The following is a 19,803-nucleotide window of genomic DNA, read 5'->3' as shown; positions in this document are numbered from 1 at the left end:
GCCGGCGCGCGCAATCGGCGGGAACTCATTCAACTGGGAACATCATGCGGCGGCTCATTCCGGCTCTTCTTGGCACCTTGCTGGTCCTTAGTGGCTGCACCTCGACCAGTTACGATTTCCTCGAGACCGCCTCCGTCGCACGACCGAAGTTCAAGGATAACGATCCGCACGATTTCGGGCGCAACTCGCCGCACAGGCACGAGGTGCACGGCATCGACGTTTCCAAATGGAATGGCGAAATCGAGTGGGCGACCGTGCGCAAGTCCGGCGTATCCTTCGCCTTCATCAAGGCGACCGAAGGCACCGATCGTCTCGATTCCCGATTCGAAGAATACTGGCGCGGCGCGGCCGCAGCCGGTGTGCCGCACGCGCCCTACCACTTCTATTACTTCTGTGCGCCCGCCGATGCGCAGGCCGACTGGTTCATCCGCAACGTGCCGAAGGAATCGATGAAGCTGCCGCCGGTACTCGATGTGGAGTGGAACCCCGCCTCCCCGACCTGCAAGACGCGGCCGTCACCCGATGTGGTTCGCTCCGAAATCCAGCGCTTCCTTACCCGCATCGAAAACTACTACGGCAAGCGGCCGATCATCTATACCAGCGTCGATTTCCACCGGGACAATCTGGTCGGCCAGTTCAAGAACTATCATTTCTGGGTTCGTTCGGTCGCAGCTCATCCATCGGAAATCTATCCGCAGCGCCAATGGGCTTTCTGGCAATATACCGGCACGGGCGTCATTCCGGGCATCAGCACCCCGACCGACATCAACGTCTTCTCCGGAAGCGAGAAGAACTGGCGCACATGGGTCGCGTCTGCCTCCAACGCCCGCAGCTGACGACGAACGAAACGCCAGACCGCCGTGGATAGCGGGTTCAGTTGCCACAAAAGCGTATACCACTTCTGCGCGACCTGCTTTGGACTTGCTTTTTGAGCCAATACAGGCAGATGTGCGACGAAATAATCGCAGGGGCGACGAAACAAAACCTCTGCGATTGTCTTTCACGATCTTGCCCATGCTTCCGCCACAAAGGGAAGGAAACCAGTGGGCCAATCGCACATTTGAGGAATTCTGATGTTCAGCTTCTCGCAACGCAGCCTGGTTCTTGCTGCCACTCTTTTTGCCTTGTCCTGCGGTTCCGCGCTCGCCGTGACCCCAACCGTCTCCCCCGATGACCCGAAGCAGGTTCCCTGCGGTGGCGATCTGCCGACCTTCCTCAAGGGCGTGAAGGACGAAGCCATCGGTAAGGGCGTATCGGCAGAAGCTGTCGACAAGGCGCTCGCCGGTGCCCAGATCGACCAGAAGGTTCTTTCGCGCGACCGCGCTCAGGGCGTCTTCCGCCAGACCTTCCTCGAATTCTCGCAGCGCACCGTCAGCCAGGGCCGTCTGGACATGGGCCGCAAGAAGCTTCAGGAATATTCCTCCACCTTCAAGCGCGCCGAGGACGAGTTCGGTGTGCCCGCTGGCGTCATCGCCGCCTTCTGGGCGATGGAAACCGATTTCGGCGCCGTACAGGGCGATTTCAACACCCGCAATGCCTTGGTCACACTGTCGCATGATTGCCGCCGTCCGGAGCTCTTCCGTCCGCAGCTGATCGCACTCACCGAAATGGTCCAGCATGGCGATCTTGACCCTGCGACCAACACGGGTGCATGGGCAGGCGAAATCGGCCAGGTGCAGATGCTGCCGAAGGACATTATTGCATTCGGCGTCGATGGTGATGGCGATGGCCACGTCAACGTCAAGGGTAGCTCGCCGGACGCGATCCTGACGGCTGCGAAATTCATCCAGCACCTCGGCTTTAAGAAGGGCGAGCCCTGGATCCAGGAGGTTTCGGTACCGGAAAACCTGCCGTGGGAAAAATCCGGCCTTGGCGGCACCATGACCGCTGGTGACTGGTTCAACCTTGGCGTTACGCCGCGCGACGGCGACAAGAAGTTCGCCAATCTCCAGGCAGCGCTCATCATGCCGCAGGGCCGCAAGGGACCGACCTTCCTCACCTACCCGAACTTCAACATCTATCTCGAGTGGAACCAGTCGTTTATCTACACGACCTCTGCGGCCTATTTTGCCACACGTCTGATGGGCGCTCCGGTCTACAACAAAGGCAACCCGGATCCCGGCCTCAACGATGCCGAGATGAAGGAACTGCAGACGAAGCTGGATGCCAAGACGCATGATGTCGGCAAGATCGATGGCATTCTCGGCTCCGGTACTCGCATCGCCGTTCAGCGCGAACAGCAGCGTCTGGGCCTCCCCGCCGATGGCTGGCCGACCCGCGAGCTCCTCGACAAGCTTTAATGATCTGAGACGATCGGATTCGATGAAAATGGCCGGGGGAAACCTCGGCCATTTACTTTTTTTACGGTCGGAATAACGAAATCTTCACCGTGTAATATAAGTTGTTTTTCAATGGATTGCTGCCGCAATTTCACCCAGAAGCGGCCTGTTTGGTGTGCAGCGCATCATAAAAAGCGCTTTTCAAAAGACACAAAAGGGTCATAATGCTTACTGTCAACGAACAGGAGGCAGAGCATGGGACTTACAAATTCTCTTAATGCCTTGGCAGTCGGCGTGGCGTTTGCGTTTGTCGGATTGATGCTTTTCATCTGACGAAGCGTTGGGGTTTAGGACGCCCGGCCGCAAGTTGATCCTCATAAGCCATTAAAAAAGCGCAGGTTTTTCTACCTGCGCTTTTTTTATTTTGATTTGATCGCGGCTCAATCAGGCGGCAGATTTGCGCGCTGGCCGGAAGCCGACATTCTCTAGAACGGCATTGACCAGTGGTGCGCGGTTCATCGTGTAGAGATGGAATTCGTTAACGCCGCGACGCTGCAGATCAAAGATCTGCTCGGCAGCAACATCGGCGGCAACCTTGGCACGACCGACCGGATCATCATCATAACCGGCAAAGCGCTCGTCGAGAAAAGCTGGAATGCTGGTGCCGCAGCGACCGGCAAAACGCTTCAACTGCGTAAGGTTCTGGATCGGCATGATGCCCGGCACGACCGGTATTTTGATACCGGCTTTGGTGACGCGCTCCATGTAACGTTCGAAGATATCATTGTCGAAGAAGAATTGCGTCAGCGCCCGGGTTGCACCGTTATCCGCCTTGAGCTTCAGCATCTCGATATCGACGGCATTGCTTTCGCTCTCCGGATGCTTTTCCGGATAGGAGGACACCGAAATCTCGAAGTCGCCCAGTTCCTTCAAGCCGCGCACAAGGGCAGCGGCGTTCTCGTACCCTTCCGGGTGCGGCTTGTAGGCCGTACCGATTCCCGTCGCAGGATCACCGCGAAGCGCAACGAAATGCTTGACGCCCACATTGCGTAGCTCTTCCACAACCTCGTGTGTCTCGCGCTTGCTGGCATCCACGCAGGTCAGGTGCGATGCCGTCGACAAGCCTGCCACCGAGATCATCCGGCGCACTGCTTCCAGCGTCGGCGCCTTTGTGGTGCCCCCTGCCCCATAGGTCACGGATACGAAGTCCGGGTTCCAGCGCGACAGGTCTTCCACCGTTTCCCAAAGCTGCACATCCATATCAGGGCTCTTCGGCGGGAAGAACTCGAAGGAGAGCTTGAAGTCGCTGGAAGGGTTGCGGTCGATCTCTGTCTTGGTCATGTCATGCCCTCCCGGCGGAAACGAATTGAGGCTCTGCGGATTGATCCCCGGCAATCAGCAGGCGCGGGTCGCGTGCAACCCAGATGGTGACGTCCAGCGACTGGGCGGATGCCTTGCCGGAATGCAAGTCCACCGACTTTTCCGGCGAGAGACCGGCCTTCTTCAGCCACTCTTCCATGGTCTGGTTTGAGAAGCCCAGGCGAACATGCGCGTGCTCTTCTCGCAGATATTCCAGCGAATGGGGCGCCAGATCAATGATCACCAGACGGCCATTGGGGCGCAGCATCCGCGCCGCCTCGGCAATCGCCATTTCCGGATGATCGAGAAAATGCAAAACCTGGTGGACGACGACCAGATCGAAATCCTGGCCTTCGAGCGGCAGGTTGAGAATATCGCCGTGACGCACGGAGGCATGTGCCACACCCACCTTGTCCAGATTGGAGCGTGCAACTGCCAGCATGTCGCGGCTGGCATCGATGCCGATGGCGCGACGATAAATGCCGCTGAGAAGCTGCAGGATACGGCCAGTGCCCGTACCGAGATCGAGCATCGAATCAACCGGTGTCGTACCGATGAGCTTCAGAAGTGCCGCATCGACGGCCTCATCGCTGACATGCAGGCGGCGAAGCTCGTCCCAGGCAGAGGCGTTACGGCTGAAATATTCCTGCGCGCGCGTTGCGCGCACGCGCTTGACGGCCGCAAGTCGCTCATTGTCCCGCGACAAAACGGCATCGGCAGAAGACGCAAGCGACAGCAACTGCTTGACGAGTTCGGCAGACTTGCCATCCTGCTTCAGGCGGAAGTAAGCCCAGGCACCTTCCTGATAGCGGTCGATCAGATCTTCCTCGGCCAGAAGCTTGAGATGACGCGAGATACGCGGCTGCGACTGACCGAGAATTTCGGTGAGGTCGGTCACCGTCAAGTCACCGGCAGACAGCAGCGCCAGCAAGCGAAAGCGCGTCGGCTCCCCCGCTGCCTTCAACAGATCCACCAGATTATCCAACCCGAGCGCCAAAGCCGCAACCTCATCCAATCAACATATAAAGATATCTTTATACGATTAGCAAAGAGATGCAAGACTGGACTTGCATCCAGACTCGAAAACCAGTGGAGGAGAGCAAGCACCAAATGTTCCGTCCACGACCGGACACCTCTTGGCCGGCCACCAAGGATTTCTCCCACCAAGATCAGCGGCTTTCCGCCACTGGAAATATCTGCAAAGAATGCCTTGACCTCAACTATGGTTGAGGTCGTACCAACGCGAGCAACTCAAAAAGCAGCCTCGAAGCAGGCGCATAACCAGGAGTACGCTCATGATTTCCCTCAAAGGTCTCTACGAAACCCATTTCACCGTTTCAAACCTTGATCGATCCATCGATTTCTACCGCGATGTCGTCGGATTGGAGCTGGCGCATGTCATACCCGAAAGGAATGTAGCGTTCTTCTGGGTTGCAGGCCGCGAGACCTCTATGCTGGGTCTATGGTCCATACACAGTTCTCCACTGCGAAACCGGCTGCACATCGCTTTCCAAACAAGCCTTGAGCAATTGCTGAAGTCTTCCGACTATCTGCGCTCCAAGGACATCACTCCAAGAGACGGTGCTGGATCGGAGATCGAAGAGCCCATCATCTTTCCCTGGATGCCGGCTGCCAGCGTCTACTTTGATGATCCCGATGGCCACTCGCTGGAGTATATCGCGCTCCTGCCAGATCAGCCTCGCAGAGACATACCCGGGACGCTAACCTTCTCCAAGTGGAAGCAAATTGCTGCTGGTCAATCCTAAAGCAGAGACCGCTCCACAAAAAAAGAGAGGCGGAATGATCTCCCGCCTCTCTCATTATCCTAGAACGCGAGCCGCTTTCAGAACTCGGTCCACTCATTTGCCGCGACGGCTGCGTTGCCATGCGTCATCGGCGCCGAGCGCATGCGAGCAGCTTGTGGCTGCGGCGCCGGTCGTGAAGATGCTGCGTGACGCATCGTTTCGCCCATGCCGCGCAATTGGCTTGCGGCGTGGCCAAGCTCGAACTGCGAGAGAAGCTCCTTAAGCTTGATGCTTTCCTGCGCAAGTGCGGCACCAGACGCACTCATCTCCTCCACCATCGCGGCGTTCTGCTGGGTAGCCTGATCCATGTGGTTGACGGCGTGATTGACTTCGGCCAGCCCCACAGACTGCTCTTGCGCGGCAGTGGCGATGGCGTCCATGTGGATATTGACCGACTGTACGAGCTCGGCAATTTGCGAAAGACCCGAACCGGTATCGCTGACGAGGCGAACGCCTTCGCTGACCGCGATGGCGGAGTTGCTGATCAGCTGCTTGATCTCCTTGGCCGCACTGGCGGAGCGTTGCGCCAATTCGCGCACTTCCTGCGCGACGACCGCAAAGCCCTTACCCGCTTCGCCAGCGCGTGCCGCTTCGACACCGGCGTTCAACGCCAGAAGGTTCGTCTGGAACGCGATCTCGTCGATGACGCTGATGATCTGGCCGATCTGCTTCGAAGACCCTTCGATCCGCTCCATCGCAGCAACGGCGTTGCCGACGACCTCACCGGAATGATCGGCCTTCTTTCGGGCCTCGAGCACCACGTCGCGGGCTTCATTCGTGCGTCTGGATGTCGCCGTCACATTCGCCGTGATCTCTTCGAGCGCAGCAGCCGTCTCCTCTAGAGAAGCAGCCTGTTGTTCCGTACGCTTGGAAAGATCGTCGGACGCGTCCGATATCTCCCTGGAGCCGCCGGTGACCGTATCGACAGAGCCCCCGACGCTTACCAGGGCTTCGCGCAACTGGCGGACCGAGGTGTTGAAATCGTGGCGCAGTCCCTCGAACTGTGCAGCGAGAGGCTCATTGACTTCGCAAAGCATGTCTCCCGCCGCAAGGCGTTTCATGGCCGAAGCGAAGGTGCCGGTGGCCTGCACCAGTCGTGCTTCGGCCTCTTCTTCCGCCTGCCGGTGCATTGCCACGCGCTCGTTCTCCGAACGAACACGATTGGCTTCGGCCTCTGCTTCCAACTGCTTGTTACGGATCGCAGCTTCGCGGAAGACCGCCACGGAGCTCGCCATGCCGCCGATCTCGTCGTTGCGGCTCGCACCGTCGATCGTAACGGAAAGATCGCCGTCAGCAAGCTGGCGCATGCTGCGGGTCAGGGCAGAGACTGGCTTCGTCACACGGTTGACGACGATGACCATACCAGCGACGCCGATCGCCACGGCAGCGACGAGAAGCACCAAGTAGAAGATAAGGGACTGCAGATAGGCTGCTTCATGCGCCATCGCGACGCGGTTCAGTTCGTCCATGGCAAGCGAAGCGACCGAGGCAATCGTGCCCAGCGCAGCCGTGACCTTCGGGCGCCATTCGTCGATGGAGACGCCGCCAGGCTCACCGGCCTTCAGCTTGCTGACGATTGCGGAACGCCAGCCAGCAAAATCACCCTTGAAATATCCATTGTCGGCCTTGACCAACTCATCCTTCAAGGTCTGAGCAACATCGGGATGATTGATCAGGACGCGAACGGACTTCCAGGCGAAATCGACACCTGCATCCGCCGATGTGACACTGATTACCTCGGCCGGGTTCAAACCACGATTGGCAGCGATCGCGCCGTTCATCACCACCGTACCGGTACCACCCAGGGCACGCGCGGCCCACGCCTGGGCACGGATCTGGATCAACGCGACCGAGCTTGGATCGAGATTGCGCATCTCACCTTCGATTGCCAGCGAGGACGCCTCAAGCGAATTGAGGAATTCCGTACCCAGATCGAGCGTTACCTTGTCGAGGCCCTTTTCCCGTTGCTCCAGTTCAAGCGTGAGGGCCTCGTCAATCTTCTTTCGATGGGCAACGAGCCTATCATACATGGAGCGAGTGGTCGCCATGGCGCTACCGATTTCTGGCGTTGCCACGGTTTCGCTACCAGCCAATGCTTGAGAGATCGCGGCATCGACCTTAGCCCGCGCCTTCTGAACGGATTCGTAGGATGTGGCGCCCGCGGCGCGCGACATCGTCAAAGCAGTCGCACTATCGCCGCGCTCGCTGCGAAAGTTCAACAGAACGTTGAATAGCGCGCGATCGAGGTCTGCCAACTCGTTGACCGACTGGCTGACCTTATATTGCGAGTATGCCGAATAGGTCAAAGAACCGACGATGCCGCAGAGCATAATGCTCACAAGCAAAAAGGCACCGACAAGAATATTCCTGATAGAAAACATGGGTCCCTCAAAAAGCGGAGCCGCACGATTTGGAAAATCTTGACCGCGCGGGAAAGGTTGATGCTGTGCTTTCCCAACCTAAGCGAGTGCGGCATAAAATTTGGTAAACCCGGGTCGAGTTTCGTGATGACGGCAACAAAGAGTTGCAAATCAATAGAAAAAAGGCACCGGCTTTCGCCGATGCCTCGTCCTCATTGCTGAGCGGCAACCGATCTTAACGCGTCAGGCGCTTGTACGCCTGGCTGCCGGGGTTCAGCGCATCCGGACCGAGACGGCGGACCTTGTCCTGCTCGTAATCTTCGAAGTTGCCTTCGAACCACTCCACATGACCGTCGCCTTCAAAAGCGAGGATGTGCGTGGCCAGACGGTCGAGGAACATGCGATCGTGGCTGATGATGATGGCGCAGCCGGCGAACGCTTCCAGCGCGCTTTCCAGCGCACCCAGCGTTTCGGTATCGAGGTCGTTGGTCGGTTCGTCGAGGAGAAGAACGTTGCCGCCGGCCTTCAGCATCTTGGCAAGGTGAACGCGGTTGCGCTGACCACCGGAGAGATTGCCGACCTTCTGCTGCTGATCGCCGCCCTTGAAGTTGAAGGCGCCGCAATAGGCTCTGCTGTTCATGTCGAACTTGCCGAGCTTGATGATTTCCGCGCCGCCGGAAATTTCTTCCCAGACGGTCTTGTCGGCATCGAGAGCATCGCGGCTCTGGTCGACATAGCCGAGATGAACCGTTTCACCAATGCGGATCGAACCGGCATCCGGCTTTTCCTGGCCGGTGATCATCTTGAAGAGCGTCGACTTACCGGCACCGTTCGGGCCGATGATGCCGACGATGCCACCTGGCGGCAGCTTGATCGACAAATCGTTGATCAGCGTGCGGCCTTCGAAGCCCTTCTTGACACCTTCGAGTTCGACGACGACCTGACCGAGACGTTCGGAAACAGGAATGATGATCTGCGCATCGCCGGGACGAATGTTCTCGGCCGCATCGACCAGCTGTTCGTAGGCCTTGATACGCGCCTTGGACTTCGCCTGACGGGCCTTCGGGCTGGATGCAATCCACTCCTGTTCGCGCGACAGCGACTTCTGGCGACCGGCTTCTTCACGCGCTTCCTGCTGCATGCGCTTGGCCTTGGCCATCAGGTATGCGGAGTAGTTGCCTTCGTAAGGAATGCCGCGGCCACGGTCGAGCTCGAGGATCCAGCCCGTGACGTTATCGAGGAAGTAGCGATCGTGGGTGATCATCATGACGGCGCCGGGATAGTCGCGCAGATGCTTTTCGAGCCAGGCGATCGTTTCAGCGTCGAGGTGGTTGGTCGGTTCGTCGAGCAGCAGCAGGTCCGGCTGCGACAGCAGCAGACGGCAAAGGGCGATACGACGACGCTCACCACCCGAAAGAACAGTCACGTCGGAATCCTTAGGCGGGCAGCGCAGCGCTTCCATCGCCATTTCGACCTGCTGTTCAAGGTCCCACAGGTTCTGGCTGTCGATGATGTCCTGGAGCTTGGCGCCTTCATCGGCGGTCTCGTCGGAATAGTTCATCATCAATTCGTTGTAGCGGTCGAGCACGGCCTGCTTGTCGGCAACGCCTTCCATGACGTTTTCGAAGGCGTTCTTGTTGGGATCGAGCTTCGGCTCCTGTTCCAGATAGCCGACAGTCGCGCCTTCGGCCAGCCACGCTTCGCCCGTGAATTCCTTGTCCTGACCGGCAATGATGCGCAGAACGGTGGACTTACCGGCACCGTTGGGCCCGAGAATACCGATCTTGGCATCCGGGTAGAAGGAGAGGTTCACGTTCTCGAGAATCTTCTTCGCGCCATAGGACTTGTTCAGCCCGGACATGTGATAGATGAATTGGCGTGCCATTGTAGCGAATGCTCCGCGTCGGATGTGAAAATTCGGATTGGGAAATTTGCCGCTATGTAAGGTAAACGGGGCTGAGGAGCAACCTCTTGGCCAATAATAAGCAAGTGGAAGAGCGCATGGGCGACGATCTGATGTTCGGCAAAATCGAGCGGCTGGAAAGCTCATCCGGCGCCACGCTCGCCTATCGCCATGAACCTGCCAGAGGCGAACCGCAAGGTGTTCTGATGATCTGCCACGGGCTTGTCGATCATGCCGGGCGTTATCGCCACTTCGCCGATTTCATGGCCGATCACGGCTTCGAGGTCTATGCGCATGACCATCGCGGCCATGGCCGCACGCGCTCGGCGGACGCACCGATCGGGCGCTTCGCTTCCAGGGACGGACTCTACAAGGTCGTCGAGGACGTCATCGCCATGCGCGATCTGGTCGAGCAACGCCATCCAGGCCTCCCCGTCATTCTCTTCGGTCACTCCATGGGCGGACTGATCGCACTCAACACCGCCGTCAGCCACCCGGATCGTTTTGACGCACTCTCCATCTGGAACTCCAACCTCAACACCGGCGTGATGGGGCGCCTCGCGCAAGCTGTTCTGCGCATCGAAAAAATGCTGAAGGGCTCCGACGTGCCGTCCGCCGTTCTGCCAAAAGCCACCTTCCGCATCTGGAATGCGCGCATGCCGGAAAAGCGCACCACAGCCGACTGGCTGAGCCACGACAAGGCGGCCGTCGATGCCTATGTCGGCGATCCGCTCTGCCAGTTCGAGGCCAGTGTTTCGCTGTGGCAGGATGTCTTCGAAATGTCCTACCGCGGCCCGAAACTGATCCAGCGCTTGTCCAAGCAGCTTCCGATCCTGCTCGTCAGTGGTGACCAGGACGCCGCGACCAATGACGGCCGAGAAATCCGCTGGCTGGCGGAGAAATTCCGCAATGCCGGCTTCTCGGATGTGGAAGACAAGATCTACACGGGCATGCGCCACGAGACGCTGAATGAGATCGGCTGGGAAAAGCCTGCTGCGGATTTCGCGGCCTGGGCTGCAAGAGTGACCACGGGCAAGAACAGCGTCGTTTCCCAAACGGAATAAGGCCATGAGATAAATTCACATGCGCGCCTCAACCCGCCCGTCTATAAGGCTCGGGAAAGCGCAAGGTAACTCATGGTCGAACCGTCATCCTCGAAAGAGCCGCCCCTAAAGGGCATTCGTGTCATCGAACTTGCCCGCGTTCTGGCAGGCCCATGGGCGGGCCAGATGCTTGCCGATATGGGTGCCGATGTCATCAAGGTGGAAAGCCCGGATGGTGGCGACGATACCCGCGCCTGGGGACCGCCCTTCGTCGAAAGCCAGGATGGCGACAACCTCTCGGCCGCCTATTACCACTCGACCAATCGCGGCAAACGCTCCATCACTGTAGACCTCAAGACCGAGGAAGGCCGCCAGATCGTGCGGCGCCTGGTCAAGACCGCCGACGTAGTGATCGAGAACTTCAAACGCGGCGGGTTGGAGAAATATGGCCTGGATTACCAGAGCCTTCGCGCACTGAACCCGAAGCTGATCTACTGCTCCATTACCGGTTTCGGCCAGACGGGACCATATGCGGATTTTGCCGGTTACGATTACATCGTCCAGGGCATGTCCGGCTTCATGTCGATCACTGGCGAACCGGACGGCCAGCCGATGAAGGCGGGCGTGGCCGTTGCCGATATCTTCACCGGCATCTATTCCGTCACCGCCATTCAGGCAGCCCTGATCCACACCCTCAGAACCGGCCAGGGTCAGCACATCGATATGGCGCTGCTGGACGTGCAGTCCGCCGTGCTCGCCAATCAGAACATGAACTACCTGATCTCGAGCAAGCCGCCCGTCAGGCTCGGCAATGCGCACCCGAACATCTCCCCCTATGAGGTGGTGCCGACAGCCGATGGCTTCCTCATTCTTGCCGTCGGCAATGACGGTCAGTTCAAGCGCCTCTGCAAGATCCTCGGCATCGAGGCGATTGCCGATGACGAGCGCTACGCCACCAACAAAGCGCGCGTGGCGCACAAGCTGGACGTCCGGCAGATCGTTTCCACCGAGACGCTGAAATGGATGAAGCGGGATCTTCTGACCGCCTGCGAAAGCAATGCGGTTCCGGCAGGCCCGATAAACTCCATTGAGGAAATGTTTGCCGATCCGCAGGTTCAGGCACGCGGTCTTCGCATCGATCTGGAAGCCGCCGATGGCACGGTCATCCCCGGCGTCCGCACGCCGATCGTGCTCTCGGAAACGCCGCTGCGCTACACCCGTCCAAGCCCGCGCCTTGGAGAACATCAGGCCGAAGTTCTGGCCGAACTGGACGATATCGAAAGGAACATCGCGCAATGACGACTTTGGGAAAAAGAACCGGCGGGCAGCTGATTGTCGAGGCGCTGAAAGCCAATGGCGTATCGCGCGTCTCCTGCGTGCCAGGCGAAAGCTATCTGGCGGTTCTGGATGCGCTTTATGAAAGCGGCATCGAGACCGTCGTCTGCCGCCAGGAAGGCGGCGCCGCGATGATGGCCGACACCTGGGGCCGCCTGACCGGCGAACCCGGCATCTGCATGGTCACACGCGGTCCAGGCGCCACCAATGCGTCCGCCGGCCTGCACGTCGCAAGACAGGATTCGATCCCGATGATCCTCTTCGTCGGCCAGGTGCAGCGCGACGCACGCGAGCGCGAAGCCTTCCAGGAAGTCGAATATCGCCGCGCCTTCACCGAATTCGCCAAATGGGTCGGCGAGATCGACGATGCACGCCGTATCCCCGAATTCGTCACACGCGCCTTTGCGGTTGCAACATCCGGCCGCCCCGGCCCAGTCGTGCTGACACTGCCCGAAGATATGCTGGTGGAAGAGGTCGAAGCGCCCGAAGCCAAAGCATACACGCCGGTCGAAAACCATCCCGGCCGCAAGCAGATGGAGAAGTTCACTGAACTGCTCGCAAACGCCAAGCGCCCGATGTTCATCCTCGGCGGCACGCGTTGGTCGGAAGAGGCCGTCACCTTATTCAAGCACTTCGCCGAAGGCCTGAAGGTGCCGGTCGGCTGCTCCTTCCGCCGCCAGATGCTCTTCGATCACACGAGCGCCTCCTATGCGGGCGATGTGGGCATCGGCATCAATCCGGCGCTGTCGAAGGAGATCAAGGAGTCCGATCTCATCGTGCTTGTCGGCGCCCGCATGTCGGAAATGCCGTCCTCCGGCTACACCATGCTGGACATCCCCTACCCGTCGCAGACGCTGGTCCATGTCTTCCCAGAGGCCGAGGAGCTTGGCCGCATCTATCGCCCGGATCTCGCCATCTGCGCCGCGCCGGAGGACTTCGTCGAAGCTCTGGCAGAGCTCAAAATGGATGCAAACCCAGCCTGGGAAGAACGCACTTCTGCCATGCACGAGGCCTATCTGAAATGGTCCACACCCCCCAAGACCGGTCCCGGCAACGTGCAGATGGGGCCGATCATGGACTGGATCGAGGCCAATGTGCCGGAGGATGCGATCTTCACCAATGGCGCCGGCAACTACGCCACATGGGTCCACCGCTTCCACCGCTTCCGCCGCTTCAACACGCAAGCCGCGCCCACCTCCGGCTCCATGGGCTATGGCCTGCCCGCAGCCGTTGCGGCAAAACACCTCTTCCCGGAACGAGAAGTCATCTGCTTTGCGGGTGATGGCTGCTTCATGATGCATGGGCAGGAATTCATCACCGCCGTGCGCTACGGCCTGCCGATCATCACTGTGCTCGTCAACAACGGCACCTATGGCACGATCCGTATGCACCAGGAGCGGGAATATCCCGGCCGAGTCAGCGCCACCGATCTCGTCAACCCGGACTTCGTCGCCTATGCCCAAGCCTTCGGCGGACATGGGGAGTTGGTGGAAAAGACCGAAGACTTTGGTCCTGCCTTCGAACGCGCACGCGCCAGCGGCAAAGCGGCCATCATCGAGATCAAGCTCGACGCAGAAGCCATTACCCCTGCCCGCACGCTGACGCAGATCAGGAACAAGAGCTGAGGACAATATCTTTCGTCGGGATCGAAACATTGGTCGCGTTGCAAGAAGATCAGCGCGACCACTGGTCCTGAATGAAAAGCAATGCGATCGTAGCTGGTACAATGACAAAGCTGCAGCAATAGATCCAGTAGGCCGTCAGCGCCCACCGATCTCCGTTTTGGGAATGCTTCCGCAGCATGCTGGCCACCCGATGGTAACCACGGAACCCTCCGAACCACCTCGGCATAGCCTCACCAGGTGCACCTTCTTTGCGACCAAGTTTCCGCGCGTAGAAAAACGGCATTAAACCCGCAAGTGCATTTAGAGCTAAGAGAGTTGCAACCCAGGTTGGCATGTCCTTCACCACTTGAACGTATTGCGCATTTTGCGGGTAGTGCCTCTTATCATTCGCTTCGCTTCTTGCGTATGATCGGGGAATGCAAATTGTGCAGAGAGTGCATAAGAATTTAAGACTGGTCCAACGTAGGACACAAGCACAGGACGTCACGGACTGCCATGCACAACAGCAAAATCCCGGTCATCACACCCCGCAATGCCAAGATCGAAGCTTCGGCCGGTGCTCCCTTCGAAGCCATCCGGGTGGCACGCGATGTGCTGCTGACATCCCGAACCTGCGGTCTGGCAACTCTCGATCCCGCAAGCGGCTACCCCTACAATACCGCCACCAACATCGCCGTCGAGCCGGATGGAACGCCGTTCTTCTTCGCCGCGCGCCTGGCGCTTCATGCGCGAAACATCGAGGCTGATCCCCGCATCTCGCTGGTGCTTGCTCCCTTTAACAAGGGCGACGCCCTTACCTTGCCTCGTCTGACATTGGTCGGCCGGGCCGAACTGATGAGCGACGCGGAAACACCACTTGCCAAGGCGCGCTATATCGCACGCTACCCAAAGGCCAAGCTCTACCTCGGTTTACCGGACACCCAGCTTTACCGGATGAGGATTGACGGCGTGCAAATCAATGGCGGCCCTGCGCGCAACGCCAGCAACATCACCGCCGACAACCTGCGCACGGATTTGACCGGCGCAGACAGTTTGATCGCTGCGGTCGACCACGAGATAGCCCACATCAACGCGATCAAGGGCGAAGCCTCAAGGCTCGCCGTCATGGCCGGTAGGAAGCCCGGGGCATGGAAGGTCACCTCGATCGATCCTGACGGCGTCAATCTGGCCTCGTCACAGGATCTGGCAAGACTGTGGTTTGCCGAGCGGGTCACCGACTTGAATCAACTTGCCAAGGCACTGACTCAATCTGCGAAGTGATACAGCTAAGAGATTCGGATGAAACGTTTTTTTCGTTTCCCACGCTCTCACCCAACAAAAAAGCCGGCCCTAAGGACCGGCTTTCAAAACACTATCGCTGATGATCAGATCGCGGCGGTGACGATGAACTCGACCTTATAGTCCGGCGTTGCAAGGGCTGCTTCGCTGGTGGCGCGCGCCGGTGGGTTGGCCGGGTCGATCCAGCCTTCCCAGACGGCGTTCATCTCACCGAATGTGGACATATCAGAGAGGTAGATGATCGTCTGCAGGATCTTCGACTTGTCGGAGCCGGCCAGAGCCAGCAGGCGATCGACTTCAGCCAAAGCAGACTTGCTCTGTTCGGTCACGGAGGTGCCCTCGCCGACCTGGCCTGCGAGGTAGACGGTGTTGCCGTGAACGACGGCACCGCTCATGCGCTTGCCGGGTTCGATACGCTTGATGCTCATGGAAATACTCCTGTTTGGTAGGCTCTAGATAAACGGCGCAGGATCAACCGCGCAGATGATGGGTCTTTTCGTAAATAGCGGTGGAGCGCGCACCCGAACGGCAATAGCCGAGCATCGGGCGCTGCAATTCGTCCAGCGCATCCACCATGCCGCTAACCGCATCCGGATCGACTCCGAAGCGACCAACCGGCACATGCATGATCGTCAGGCCGAGCTCTTCAGCCCGTTCGGCGATATCGGCAAAACGCGGCTGGCCTTCTTCCTCGTCATCGGGACGGTGACAAACGATGGATTTGAAACCGAGCGCCTTCACCTCATCGAGATCGGCCACGCTGATTTGGCCGGTTACGGAGTAATCGTCATCGATGCGTCTGATATCCATCTTCTATCCTCCGAAGGTGACGGCATTGCGGGACCCAAAGCCCCGCCATTTCGCAAAATCCGTATCCGATGTAAGGGGTTGAGCCGGATGCGTCAATGACAGGCTTTTTCAATTAAACAGCCGTTGAGAGAATAGAAAAGCGCAAACCATAGCTGCGGCTTTCACCCGGCTGCAACATATTGAACTCGCCTGCTCTTTCCAACTCGGCCCGGTCCACCCAGCGATGTGAGACCGGCTCTATGCCAAGCACATTGGCCGGCGCCTTCTGGTTTCGCCACATCTGCAGATAGGGGAGTGTGTCGGTCCGAAACGAGACTTTCAGGCGCCGCCCACCAATGGATGCCATCGGCCCAAGTGTTAGCGTCGCCCAGCCATTTTCTCCCTGCGCCGGCACACAAAAGACGCTGCCCGGCTCGTCTCCGAAGCGCCAACCGAAGCCACCGCCGTCAAAAGACGCGCCCTCAAGCCGCACCGCATCGTCAAACAGCTTCGCCGCAACGTTCATGTGATACATGAGGAATGTCGGACGAGCATGATCGCTGGTGTTGGTCACCCGGTCCTCAAGGCTCACCTCACCGCTTGCACCATCGATTCGCCAGACCCGCTCCAGGAGCGCTGTCCCGCCCTCTGCGAGCGAGACAGGAACCTGCGCCGCCGCTTCGGCATTACCATCCGATACGGACCAGCGCGTGATCTCGGCCGGATGAGAGGAGAAGGAGCCATGCAGGGGGAACTTTCGCCCGCTCGCATCACCCGGAATGAGCTGCGGATGACGAATATGGTCTGGACCACAGGTGAACAAAAACCCTTCGAGCGAATGATCGATACGCGGGTCGCCATCGTCTGGAATGGCGCGCTCGGGCGCGATGTTCACACCATCGACGATGCAGGGGCCGATATCGAGAACGGAGGTCTCGTCAAGGAAAATCGACGGCGACTTTCCGGCTTTGAACTCTTTCATCAGCGGCTTCTCCCACGCATGTCTATGACGCCTTCGAATGAGGCTTGTCCCGCGCGAATACGTAATATCTGTGATGCTATTGACGCAAGTTCACGCAAAAGCGATCGCAAGGGCCAGAAATTAAGATTGCATTAACCGCGAATTCACCTTTTTCACAATAGGGTCAAGATTACCGTGTGTTTATTGGGACTAACCCGAGGGATCGCAAGAACGTGAAACTTTTTCTTAACGCCGTGTTCTGTCTGGCAGTCGCAGCATCGCCGGTGCTTGCACCGTCGCACGCCTCCGCACAGCAGCGCTATGTCACTCAGGAACAGGGCGTCCTGGTCGCGCCAGACGGCACCGTTCTCGACTATCTGCCGAACCCGAATGATGTGGTCATCAGCCGGGACCGCATGGGCCGCACCGTCTATTACGACCGCTATGGCAACCTCGTCGGCACGCAGATGCCGGGCGGCGCTCAACAGCAGCGGCAGGCGCCGCGCGACCCTTACCAGGCGCAGCGAGATCCCTACTACAGCGAACCCGACACCTATTATCCCCCGCCGCCCGGCCGATACCGCGAGCCTGAACAGCCGCGCCGCAGTTATGGCTATCAGGAGAATCAGCGCCTTCAACAGGGTAACGGCCAGTACCGCGACTACCGCGAGTTTCGCAATGATGGCATCGGCGACGATGTCTATACCGGCTCGGTCGAGCCCCAGCGCGGCGATGTCGAAAGCGGCCCTCTGAGCCAGCCGATGCCGGGCGAGAGCACGACAGCCGCCGTGCCACAGCCGGATCATCTGATCGAGCGTAACCAGCCGGTCACCGCACCGGTCAACCGCTCACGCCAGGAAATCGTCGCTCTTCAAGTCTTTCTCGACCGCGAGGGCATTTCGCCCGGCGTCATCGACGGCAAGATGGGTGACAACGTCAACAAGGCCATTTCCGCGTGGCAGGAGATGACTGGCGAGCGGCTGGACCCGAACAACACCGACGACATTCTCGAGCGTCTTCGTAACAGCGGCGGCATGGCGATCGTCGACTACACGATCACCGCAGCAGATGCGGCAGGCCCCTATGTCGCTTCCATCCCGGATGACTATGCCGCCAAGGCTGAGCTTCCCGCCATGTCCTACACGTCCACCACGGAAGCGCTAGCCGAGCGATTCCACATGGACGAGACCTATCTGAAGGAACTCAACCCCGGCGTTGATTTCACCGTTCCCGGCACGATCATCAAGGTTGCCAATCCGGGTGAACCAAAGAAGGGCCAGGTCGCGCGCATCGTGGCGCATAAGGGCATCAAGCAGGTCTTCGCGTACGATGAGGGCGGCACGCTGATCGCCGCCTATCCGGCGACCATCGGGTCTTCGGACACGCCGTCCCCGAGCGGCACCCATACGGTAGAGCGTATCGCGCTCAATCCGGGCTATACCTACAACCCGAAGATCAACTTCCAGCAAGGCCAGAACACCCAGATCCTGCAGATCCCGCCAGGGCCGAACGGCCCCGTAGGGACGGTATGGATCGCGCTTTCCAAACCTACCTACGGCATCCATGGGACGCCGGAACCTTCGAAGATCGGCAAGACCAACAGCCATGGCTGTATCCGCCTGACCAACTGGGATGCCACGGAGCTTGCCAAGATGGTCCGCCCCGGTGTCGTGGTAGAATTTGCCGAGTAGTATCCGGTTCCGCTCAGCAAAAATCCCCGGCTAGTTCATGGCCGGGGATTTTTCGTTTGAGCGGCTCGTTTGACTCAGCAGATGATCGAGACCAGCCGAAGCCTCAGCCCACTCTCACTGCCCGCTGCTCACTTCTCCGCTCTGTCAGGAAGAAGCCGAGAGCCATGACCGGCAAGGCGAAACCCAGCCAGGACGCCGCTGTCCACTGTCCGTGGGAATAGGCCCAGCCGCCAAGCGCCGATCCGACCGCACCGCCCATGAAGAAGGTTGCCATGAAGACGCCGTTGAGGCGGCTGCGGAACTCTGCGCCGAGCGCAAAGATGGCACGCTGGCTCAGCACCAGATTGGTGGTGACGGCAAAGTCCAGGATGATGGCGGCGACGACCAGCAGCGCCAGAGACAGACGGGATCCTTCCGGCGCGATATGGGTGACGAGGAAAGACGTCGCAGCCGTGATGAGCGCAAAGAGCGTTGCCCCCCATGTCCAGCCGCGATCCGCGACACGTCCAGCGATGGGAGCCGCAATCGCACCGGCCGCACCCGCCAAGGCAAAGAGCGCGATTTGTCCCTGCGTCAGTTGGAAAGCCGGGCCGCTCAGATAAAGCGGCGTGGTCGTCCAGAACAGGCTGAAGGCGCCAAACATCGCTGCCTGATAGGCAGACCGCCGCTGCAGGATCGGTGTCGTGCGCGCAAGCTCCGCCATGGATGCCAGAAGCGCGCGATAGGGCAGCTTCGCGTCCGGCATGCGCCGTGGCAGCTGCCGGTAGAGCACCATCGCCAGAATACCCATCGCTACAGCAGAGACCAGGAAGACGCCACGCCAGGAAACAAACTGCGAGAGAACACTGGAGACCGGGCGCGCCAGCATGATGCCGACCATCAAGCCGCTCATGACATTGCCGACGACCCGTCCGCGGATCGCAGCCGGCGTCATATGCGCAGCGAAGGGCACGATCATCTGTACAGCCACCGAACTGACGCCGACGAGGAACATTGCAAACAGAAAGGGGCCGGCATGCGGCGCGAGCGCCGCGGCAATCAGAGCCAGAACCGCAGTCGTAACGGTGCCGACGATCAGCTTGCGATTTTCCACCAGATCGCCGAGCGGCACGACGAACAGAAGGCCAAGACCATAGCCGATCTGGGTCAGAGTCACGATCAATCCAGTCGCTGCCGCTGACAGGCCGAGTTCAGGGCCGATCACGCCCGCCAAGGGCTGCGCATAATAGATGTTCGCTGCCACGAGCCCACAGGCGCTCGCCAGCAAGGAGATCATGGCGGACGACATCGTCTCTGCCGCCGTTTCATTCGTGTCGACAGCTTTCAAAGCCATAACGTCACTCCAAATTAGGAAACAACCATTTCCAAATTAAAC

Annotated in this window: 16 protein-coding genes; 8 read left to right on the top strand and 8 right to left on the bottom strand. The window is 59.2% G+C overall.

Annotated elements, in window-relative coordinates:
- Positions 1–44 precede the first annotated feature (44 nt).
- Together ACTJKV_RS07765 and ACTJKV_RS07760 are read left to right on the top strand one after the other, a co-directional pair.
- Complete coding sequence (locus ACTJKV_RS07765; RefSeq protein ID WP_153311914.1) at positions 45–836, top strand: glycoside hydrolase family 25 protein; 792 nt, start codon at positions 45–47, stop codon at positions 834–836.
- A gap of 237 nt (positions 837–1,073) precedes the next feature.
- A complete protein-coding gene (locus ACTJKV_RS07760; RefSeq protein ID WP_274102171.1) occupies positions 1,074–2,300 on the top strand; it encodes a lytic murein transglycosylase in 1,227 nt (408 codons plus the stop codon).
- Positions 2,301–2,723: 423 nt separating this feature from the next.
- Here ACTJKV_RS07760 and metF read toward each other — a convergent pair whose 3' ends face one another.
- Together metF and ACTJKV_RS07750 are read right to left on the bottom strand one after the other, a co-directional pair.
- The gene (gene metF / locus ACTJKV_RS07755; RefSeq protein WP_062426501.1) at positions 2,724–3,620 is read right to left on the bottom strand and encodes a methylenetetrahydrofolate reductase [NAD(P)H]; all 897 of its coding nucleotides are present in this window, start codon (positions 3,618–3,620) and stop codon (positions 2,724–2,726) included.
- A 1-nt stretch (position 3,621) separates the two neighbouring features.
- Positions 3,622–4,635, bottom strand: coding sequence for an ArsR/SmtB family transcription factor (locus tag ACTJKV_RS07750; protein WP_274102169.1), 1,014 nt, complete (start codon positions 4,633–4,635; stop codon positions 3,622–3,624).
- A gap of 298 nt (positions 4,636–4,933) precedes the next feature.
- On the opposite strand from ACTJKV_RS07750, the gene ACTJKV_RS07745 reads away from it, so the two are divergent.
- On the top strand, positions 4,934–5,404 hold the full coding sequence (locus ACTJKV_RS07745) for a VOC family protein (protein WP_274102168.1): 471 nt from the start codon (positions 4,934–4,936) through the stop codon (positions 5,402–5,404).
- 77 nt (positions 5,405–5,481) lie between these two features.
- Here the strand turns inward: ACTJKV_RS07745 and ACTJKV_RS07740 are convergent, their stop codons facing one another.
- Both ACTJKV_RS07740 and ettA read right to left on the bottom strand, forming a co-directional pair.
- Positions 5,482–7,824, bottom strand: a complete 2,343-nt coding sequence (locus ACTJKV_RS07740) for a methyl-accepting chemotaxis protein (protein ID WP_274102167.1) — start codon at positions 7,822–7,824, stop codon at positions 5,482–5,484.
- A gap of 214 nt (positions 7,825–8,038) precedes the next feature.
- Complete coding sequence (gene ettA / locus ACTJKV_RS07735) at positions 8,039–9,688, bottom strand: energy-dependent translational throttle protein EttA (RefSeq protein ID WP_274102165.1); 1,650 nt, start codon at positions 9,686–9,688, stop codon at positions 8,039–8,041.
- Positions 9,689–9,804: 116 nt separating this feature from the next.
- On the opposite strand from ettA, the gene ACTJKV_RS07730 reads away from it, so the two are divergent.
- From ACTJKV_RS07730 to ACTJKV_RS07715, 4 genes are all read left to right on the top strand, one after another.
- Positions 9,805–10,770, top strand: coding sequence for an alpha/beta hydrolase (locus ACTJKV_RS07730; protein ID WP_274102277.1), 966 nt, complete (start codon positions 9,805–9,807; stop codon positions 10,768–10,770).
- Positions 10,771–10,842: 72 nt separating this feature from the next.
- Positions 10,843–12,048 (top strand): CaiB/BaiF CoA transferase family protein, encoded by a 1,206-nt coding sequence (locus tag ACTJKV_RS07725; protein ID WP_116492201.1) that lies wholly within the window; start codon positions 10,843–10,845, stop codon positions 12,046–12,048.
- Positions 12,045–13,709 carry a thiamine pyrophosphate-binding protein gene (locus ACTJKV_RS07720; RefSeq protein ID WP_274102162.1) on the top strand — a complete coding sequence of 555 codons (1,665 nt, stop codon included), beginning with the start codon at positions 12,045–12,047 and terminating at the stop codon, positions 13,707–13,709. The genes ACTJKV_RS07725 and ACTJKV_RS07720 overlap by 4 nt, the downstream gene beginning before the upstream one ends.
- Before the next feature lie 495 nt (positions 13,710–14,204).
- Positions 14,205–14,969, top strand: a complete 765-nt coding sequence (locus ACTJKV_RS07715; protein WP_274102161.1) for a HugZ family pyridoxamine 5'-phosphate oxidase — start codon at positions 14,205–14,207, stop codon at positions 14,967–14,969.
- Between the two features lie 104 nt (positions 14,970–15,073).
- Here ACTJKV_RS07715 and ACTJKV_RS07710 read toward each other — a convergent pair whose 3' ends face one another.
- The 3 genes from ACTJKV_RS07710 to ACTJKV_RS07700 all read right to left on the bottom strand — a co-directional run bounded on the left by ACTJKV_RS07710 (position 15,074) and on the right by ACTJKV_RS07700 (position 16,758).
- Positions 15,074–15,415: a RidA family protein gene (locus ACTJKV_RS07710; protein WP_062440491.1), complete on the bottom strand. Its 342-nt coding sequence runs from the start codon at positions 15,413–15,415 to the stop codon at positions 15,074–15,076.
- A 43-nt stretch (positions 15,416–15,458) separates the two neighbouring features.
- Positions 15,459–15,797: a TIGR01244 family sulfur transferase gene (locus ACTJKV_RS07705; protein WP_062426491.1), complete on the bottom strand. Its 339-nt coding sequence runs from the start codon at positions 15,795–15,797 to the stop codon at positions 15,459–15,461.
- A gap of 112 nt (positions 15,798–15,909) precedes the next feature.
- A complete protein-coding gene (locus tag ACTJKV_RS07700; RefSeq protein ID WP_274102160.1) occupies positions 15,910–16,758 on the bottom strand; it encodes an aldose 1-epimerase family protein in 849 nt (282 codons plus the stop codon).
- Between the two features lie 212 nt (positions 16,759–16,970).
- Here ACTJKV_RS07700 and ACTJKV_RS07695 point away from each other — a divergent pair, with 212 nt between their 5' ends.
- A complete protein-coding gene (locus ACTJKV_RS07695; RefSeq protein ID WP_440598582.1) occupies positions 16,971–18,428 on the top strand; it encodes a L,D-transpeptidase family protein in 1,458 nt (485 codons plus the stop codon).
- A gap of 103 nt (positions 18,429–18,531) precedes the next feature.
- On the opposite strand, the gene ACTJKV_RS07690 is transcribed toward ACTJKV_RS07695, so the two are convergent.
- On the bottom strand, positions 18,532–19,761 hold the full coding sequence (locus tag ACTJKV_RS07690) for an MFS transporter (RefSeq protein WP_274102158.1): 1,230 nt from the start codon (positions 19,759–19,761) through the stop codon (positions 18,532–18,534).
- Positions 19,762–19,803 lie beyond the last annotated feature (42 nt).

The organism is Agrobacterium sp. 22117, assembly GCF_052045735.1.
Lineage (GTDB): Bacteria > Pseudomonadota > Alphaproteobacteria > Rhizobiales > Rhizobiaceae > Agrobacterium > Agrobacterium cavarae.
This window is presented reverse-complemented; position numbering and strand designations above follow the sequence as displayed.

Bases quoted from the DNA above. Each gene is read 5' to 3' on its own strand.
- ACTJKV_RS07700 (WP_274102160.1), bottom strand. From the start codon at position 16,758: ATGAAAGAGTTCAAAGCCGGAAAGTCGCCGTCGATTTTCCTTGACGAG.
- ACTJKV_RS07715 (WP_274102161.1), top strand. From the start codon at position 14,205: ATGCACAACAGCAAAATCCCGGTCATCACACCCCGCAATGCCAAGATC.
- ACTJKV_RS07705 (WP_062426491.1), bottom strand. From the start codon at position 15,797: ATGGATATCAGACGCATCGATGACGATTACTCCGTAACCGGCCAAATC.
- ACTJKV_RS07740 (WP_274102167.1), bottom strand. From the start codon at position 7,824: ATGTTTTCTATCAGGAATATTCTTGTCGGTGCCTTTTTGCTTGTGAGC.
- ettA (WP_274102165.1), bottom strand. From the start codon at position 9,688: ATGGCACGCCAATTCATCTATCACATGTCCGGGCTGAACAAGTCCTAT.
- ACTJKV_RS07720 (WP_274102162.1), top strand. From the start codon at position 12,045: ATGACGACTTTGGGAAAAAGAACCGGCGGGCAGCTGATTGTCGAGGCG.
- ACTJKV_RS07725 (WP_116492201.1), top strand. From the start codon at position 10,843: ATGGTCGAACCGTCATCCTCGAAAGAGCCGCCCCTAAAGGGCATTCGT.
- ACTJKV_RS07745 (WP_274102168.1), top strand. From the start codon at position 4,934: ATGATTTCCCTCAAAGGTCTCTACGAAACCCATTTCACCGTTTCAAAC.
- ACTJKV_RS07730 (WP_274102277.1), top strand. From the start codon at position 9,805: ATGGGCGACGATCTGATGTTCGGCAAAATCGAGCGGCTGGAAAGCTCA.
- ACTJKV_RS07760 (WP_274102171.1), top strand. From the start codon at position 1,074: ATGTTCAGCTTCTCGCAACGCAGCCTGGTTCTTGCTGCCACTCTTTTT.
- ACTJKV_RS07690 (WP_274102158.1), bottom strand. From the start codon at position 19,761: ATGGCTTTGAAAGCTGTCGACACGAATGAAACGGCGGCAGAGACGATG.
- metF (WP_062426501.1), bottom strand. From the start codon at position 3,620: ATGACCAAGACAGAGATCGACCGCAACCCTTCCAGCGACTTCAAGCTC.
- ACTJKV_RS07765 (WP_153311914.1), top strand. From the start codon at position 45: ATGCGGCGGCTCATTCCGGCTCTTCTTGGCACCTTGCTGGTCCTTAGT.
- ACTJKV_RS07710 (WP_062440491.1), bottom strand. From the start codon at position 15,415: ATGAGCATCAAGCGTATCGAACCCGGCAAGCGCATGAGCGGTGCCGTC.